The following is a 5,634-nucleotide window of genomic DNA, read 5'->3' as shown; positions in this document are numbered from 1 at the left end:
GTGCGCTGAAATGCGCTGCCGGTGCTCAAAAAAACATCCCGATATCACCGGAGATAATGGGCTGGGTCGCTCTCGCGGTGGTTTTGGCACCAAAATCCATCTGGCGACAGACGCAGGCGGTCTCCCGTTAAACATCGTGCTGAGTCCCGGACAGACTCACGAAAGCCAGTTCGCATTACGTCTTCTGGACGGAATTGGTTTCCAGCGTCAAAGCGGCAGTATGAAGCGTCGTGGTTATGCGGTGCTGGCTGACAAAGTTTACTCAGGACATGCGCTTCGCAATGAACTGAAACGAAAAGGGATAAAGCGGTTATCCCCCGAAAATCTAACGAAAAAATGGCTTCGGTCGGGCGCTCACGATTCGCCAGCGACGCTCACCGCCACGTAATGGAGAGATGTTTTGGCCGGTTAAAAGAAGAGCGGAGTATTGCCACACATTACGACAAAACGGCGAGGAACTATCTGACGATGGTGACACTGGGCTGCATCCGACTCTTTTATCAACGGTTAAGTAATTAAGGGACACAGCCTAGTACAAAGTGGCCTGGCCGGGTAGTTGCAGGTGATCAACTGATACCCTGCCAGTATTCAGTTGCAGAAAGGGAAATTTCTGACACTATCATAATTTATAATTTTCTTTCCCAATGAACAACATCGCCTATCATTATTTTAGATAGATAGTCTGAATTATCATAAATAAAATCATAATCAATTTGTTTAAACCAGCTAGTTGCAAACATAGAGGACTTTTTTATTTTACCATCAGATACGCTATCAACCCTGACAAACCAATCATTTGGTGGGGTTATGGAAATATAATAGACACTCCCTTCTTCCTCGTATGAATAACACAGAGATAGTAGCTTGTTTTTCTCAGGGGATGAGATATATATTCGACCATTTAAGATGAAAGTACGGCCATCTTTACCTTCTACAATCCTGATGTTTTCCCCATATTTCTCAACGTCTTTATCGTATTTTTTCTTTGATAAAATCACATTCCCGTTATCATCTAATCCATATGAAACTAAATTTTTAGATTCAAAATTTGACTTTGTGGGTTTTTTTAGAATTTTCCCATTTGTTTGTATGATTGAAGGAACTAATCGTTCGTATGGAATTACATCCCTCGAAATTCCTAATGAATATTCCCACATGCAAACTTTTTTTTCACTAGCTTTGTATTCAGACAGAAAAGCATCTGAGAAAATTGAGAACTTGCTATGCAGTTCGCTTCTCTTTTCTTTTAAAAAATCATTGTCAATGATATTCATTTTCCACCACATGCTTTGAATGTTTTTTTCCAAGCGCCGCTTTCCATTTTACCGGTAATCCCTGTCAGAACTCTGCTAATATTTGCACCTTTCCGTTCTGTGGCTCTTAATGAGTTTATCATTTTCCTTACCATGAATATGTGTCCCTGCATGATAATTCACAGTACTTCTTGCTGTGGCTCTTCCTGGATGTCCTGGCTGGGTGACTTGATTCGGGTGTGCCCCAGAGTATTGCCCCATTTTCAGCTATATCGGCATACACATAGGTGAGCGGGGTGCCATTACGGGTTTCCTGCAGCAACCGGAAGCCTTCCCACAGGAAGGTGGTGGTTTGCCGTTGCCCGGTGGGCTGGCGCAGACCCCAGCTTTGCAGTCACACCTGTTTATGGGTGCGGCGCCCGAGGGGATCGTAATGGAACTGCACATGTTGCACCGGCTCATTGTCGTGCGCGCTGTGGCGTATCACTTCGGTCAGACGGTGTTCGGTATCGTAACGGTACTGCCAGCGGGTGGCATTGAACAGGTTGTCGTCCCGCTCCTCGCGCACCAGGTTGTTGCGGAAGTCATAGTCCCAGCGGCGTGACCAACGGCACGGGGCAGGGCGCGGCATCTCGCCGGTAAAGACGTCGCGGCGGTGAAGACGACCAAGGCGGTCGTACTCGCTGCGGGTGGTGAGCGCCCCCAGTGTGCGGCTGATTTCCCGGTGCTGTTGGTCGCGGGTAAAATCGGTGATGGGCCGGTGGTCGATGGCGATACCAAGCAGATGGCCGCTGCCGTAATAGAAGTGCTTGAGTTGTTGCCCGGCAGTGTCAATATCCTCATCAGTCCTATTGGGAGCGCACACGCTACCGCCACACAGTGACCTCTCTATCTCTGCATCCCGCATCATAGCAAGACGCTGTACAGCTGGCGTTACCTGTTTTTATAACGGGAACCGTTCGAAGAACGCGCCGCCGCTGACTGACTTAACCGCTTTCCTGGTGGGCTGGATCTAGCCGGGATAATAACCGATAATTAAAAAGCCGAAAGGATCTTTCAGATCGCTTCCGGCTTTTTATTATTTATCTCTTATTTTTACCAGACCTTTCTCAAGGCGACTTATGTTTTCGTATTTGTTAGGCGCTGTGCTTCTTGCAAGATAATTATACCAGCCATCAACTGTATTTTTGAATAATGCCAAACCATCCTTAGTAACATTTGACATTTTAATAACCGTGTCGATTTTTAATTTCCCTTGTTCATCAAAAGGATCCACATCAACTAATAGTCCATTGTTTTTCAAAAAAGCTAACAATACCGTTGAACTTTTAATAATTTCCTCTTGCCATTGCTTACTCTTATTTCTCGTGAGTAACATTTGAACATTATGTAAAGTAAAATCAGTTTCACCCATCATTTCACCCCAATGACTATTGATAGTTCATCCAATTGAATTAATTCACCTGTATTTTTATTTTTTACGAAATCCCTCCAGCTTCACGAAGTCTTCCTTCTTTCGCTATTTGGGGGTCCTTGTTTAAAGCACCTGTTCGGCTCGTTATTTCAATAGGCCGCCACTTACCATCCAGTCCCTTCACTACAAAGTCAATTCGACGGCGTTCGCCAGTCAGAGAGTTTACCATCTGCACCACGTAAGTAGCGCTTACTCAGTACGTTCTGTTTGCCGTAACGCCTTTCTAAAATAGCTTGTGCGCGTTTCTCTCTGGTCGTTCCAGCGACCTTATTAGGGATACATGCCAATCCTCACGGATCTATCCACCCCAACGGATTCGGCGCGTACTGATAAAGATTCAGCCCCCCCGCAAGCCCTATCGGATCTTATCAAGCAATCCATCCGTCTGACAGGACGTACTATCGGTTACGGCTGTAAATTACCTTTATCTCGTCGTCATAGTTCAAGAAATCGCCCATGTTACCGCCCACCGACGAGAAAGTTGACTATCGTTGAGACGTATTCTAAGTCAGACGGTGCGGTAAATAAATCAGCTAAAACATAAAGTTACTACACGGTGGGATACGCCTCGCACAAGCCTGTTGCAAACAGGTTTGAACAGTTTTAACTGGCCCACAGGGCGAGCCTCAGAATGAGGCGAGTAAAACGGCAGAGCCAACCCGCCGTCGCCAATAACCTCGCTGGCTAGAAGCGGCGGGCGCCGCGCCGCAACCTGAGCAAATCACGTTGCGTTGCTTGTCGCCGATAACATCAGCGAAACATGCCGACGAAAAAGGTTGCCACGATGAATGCGTATTGAAAGACGAGCGGATTCCCGGATTAGGCAAGTGGGTGGGGGACCGAGTAGTGAGCTAGCTACCGGGTAAATTCCGGCACGAAGTGCGGAAACATTGACAGTTGCAAAGCCCCAACGGTTTGTAATTTTAACAACAAGCCTCACGGAAATTAAATAATAAATATGTCGGGTGAAAATTAATATATTTTACCCGGTGTTATTTAATTAAATGTCTTTTAATAAAATTTTGACATGATAGTCACCGTTAGGGCTTAACTCCGGATAATTCTCTGCATCTTTTTCAGAGACACTTGTCTCATTACCAAACACATCTACTTTTTTGCAGGAATTTCCCAAGCCATATACAAAGAACACATCATCCACATCTTTTATTATATAATCATGCTGATGACCTATAATCCGCCAATCGCTTCCTTTTTCTATTTTTTTATCGAATAAAGAATATGTGTCAATTACTATTGGTGGCGTGATTCGTGTTGCAATATTAATATTATTCTCTGATATTGTTGGTTCTTTTGATATAAAGTTAAATATCTCAGCAACATGCCCAGTAATTATTTTTGATATTATTCGTCCAAAGCAATACTTGCTATCATCTAGCTTAAAGCAAAATATATCTCCAGTCTTAACAGAACGTAGTATTGTTCGTGGTTTTTTATCCCACCCCCATAATTTAAAATTGCTCATCCGCATCCTCTCCCGGTTGACCCATTACTCTTGCTATTATAAGAATTTTTAAATTCCTGCGCCCTTATATCGGAACGCCGATGATAAAATAAGTTGTATTTGTTTACTCTATTAGTTGGCGATATATCCTCTCCTATAGTTCCTGTTCTAGTCTTATATTTCTCAATATAGTATTGTTCATAACCTCTAGCCTGGCCATAGGTTATATTACTGTCGAGAGGTTTCATTCTCGAATTTGGTGACAATCTTCCTGTTTCAATATGTTCAGCTCTTCTCCGAGCTATATCATTGGTAATTCCAATATAATAAGGTTCTTTAGCTCCAGGGTGGAACAATCCATAAACATTATAACCCGGCGCATTAAGAGGAGTTAACCCCAGAGGATCAATCCAAAGCATTCGGCGTATACTGATAAAGATTCAGCCCACCCGCCAACCCTATCGGGTCCGGTTGTGTAAAACGTCTCTATCTTGGGTCGTACTATCAGTTTTGGTTGTAATTTGCCCTCATTTTTGCATCATAAATCATAGAGCTGCATTCCTTTCACCGCGGTTTACCTAGCTTGGCTCGTTTGAGAACGTAAACAGTTCTAGTTTATATTAGGGGCTAAAATAAAAGCCGGAGGCGCTTCCGGCAATTATTAATTATTCATACTTCTCACATTCCACAAGTAAATCTTTCAAAACATTTTTTGCAGGTAATGTAGGAACATTTATTTCATTTGGAGACATAAATATAGCAAGATCTACTGTATCTTCGATCAGCTGTGGTAACAATTCGTCAAGTAACTCGTCAAGAGATATTTCTTTTAATTGCAGGCCATCCCAATTACCCTTAGCACTAATTTGAGCATATTCTTTGGCTGGCCAGAGTGGGAGGGAGGTTCTACCATTGTCATCCTCGGTAGTGACATAAGCATCGTCATCACCTAAAGTCCATGCAGACTCCCAATCGGTCACACGCTTAATGAAATAGATATACCGATCTTTCGCAGGCTTACTGAACATAACTTCAATTTCTTTAGCCGAAACTTTCATTTTAATTCCTTAGCAACCTAATCCACGTTTGCTTTACATTTATTACTAACTCTGAGCTTATTTTCTCTTCCTCCCCCATCGTAACGGTGCTGAGAACGATGCTGTTCACGAATCTGGGGCTCAGAATAATTGTAATCAAATCCTTTTGCTGATTCATATCCTCTCCAGTTAGCTAAGTCATATCCGGGAGGATTTCGAATTGTTTTTCGATGCCCGTCAGCAATCATATTCATATCCTGCGTGACCCAGCCTCTAATATGACTAGGCTGTGTCCCTTAATCATCTGAGCTATAGTAACTACTTATTTCCACAATACTTTGAGATATGGCCCGATACGATCTTCCCGATGAAGCATGGAGCATCATCCAGCCCTTACTGCCTGCTGAA

5 protein-coding genes and 4 pseudogenes are annotated in these 5,634 nt (G+C 43.5%); 1 reads left to right on the top strand and 8 read right to left on the bottom strand.

Going from position 1 to position 5,634, the window contains the following annotated elements; genetic code table 11:
• A pseudogene (locus ABRZ26_RS24530) lies at nucleotides 1-519 on the top strand (IS5 family transposase); the annotation flags it as partial.
• Between the two features lie 107 nt (nucleotides 520-626).
• Here ABRZ26_RS24530 and ABRZ26_RS24525 read toward each other — a convergent pair.
• The 8 genes and pseudogenes from ABRZ26_RS24525 to ABRZ26_RS24495 form a co-directional block, all read right to left on the bottom strand.
• Entirely contained in the window at nucleotides 627-1,307 is a 681-nt protein-coding gene (locus tag ABRZ26_RS24525) for a hypothetical protein (RefSeq protein WP_319606642.1), read from the bottom strand.
• Nucleotides 1,308-1,524: 217 nt separating this feature from the next.
• Nucleotides 1,525-2,076 (bottom strand): annotated as a pseudogene (locus ABRZ26_RS24520) (type IV secretion protein Rhs); the annotation flags it as partial.
• A gap of 255 nt (nucleotides 2,077-2,331) precedes the next feature.
• Nucleotides 2,332-2,670, bottom strand: coding sequence for a hypothetical protein (locus tag ABRZ26_RS24515; RefSeq protein WP_319606641.1), 339 nt, complete (start codon nucleotides 2,668-2,670; stop codon nucleotides 2,332-2,334).
• A gap of 350 nt (nucleotides 2,671-3,020) precedes the next feature.
• Nucleotides 3,021-3,092, bottom strand: a pseudogene (locus tag ABRZ26_RS25215) (RHS repeat-associated core domain-containing protein); the annotation flags it as partial.
• Between the two features lie 635 nt (nucleotides 3,093-3,727).
• Nucleotides 3,728-4,210 carry an immunity 26/phosphotriesterase HocA family protein gene (locus tag ABRZ26_RS24510; protein WP_319606640.1) on the bottom strand — a complete coding sequence of 161 codons (483 nt, stop codon included), beginning with the start codon at nucleotides 4,208-4,210 and terminating at the stop codon, nucleotides 3,728-3,730.
• Nucleotides 4,207-4,672, bottom strand: a pseudogene (locus ABRZ26_RS24505) (RHS repeat-associated core domain-containing protein); the annotation flags it as partial. The pseudogene ABRZ26_RS24505 and the gene ABRZ26_RS24510, both read right to left, overlap by 4 nt.
• Before the next feature lie 182 nt (nucleotides 4,673-4,854).
• Complete coding sequence (locus ABRZ26_RS24500) at nucleotides 4,855-5,247, bottom strand: DUF2750 domain-containing protein (RefSeq protein WP_319606638.1); 393 nt, start codon at nucleotides 5,245-5,247, stop codon at nucleotides 4,855-4,857.
• 17 nt (nucleotides 5,248-5,264) lie between these two features.
• A complete protein-coding gene (locus ABRZ26_RS24495) occupies nucleotides 5,265-5,504 on the bottom strand; it encodes a polymorphic toxin type 8 domain-containing protein (RefSeq protein WP_349830388.1) in 240 nt (79 codons plus the stop codon).
• Nucleotides 5,505-5,634: the final 130 nt, after the last annotated feature.

Origin of the sequence: Brenneria sp. L4-2C, from assembly GCF_040240335.1 — a bacterium.
Classification (GTDB): Bacteria; Pseudomonadota; Gammaproteobacteria; order Enterobacterales; family Enterobacteriaceae; genus Brenneria.
This window is presented reverse-complemented; position numbering and strand designations above follow the sequence as displayed.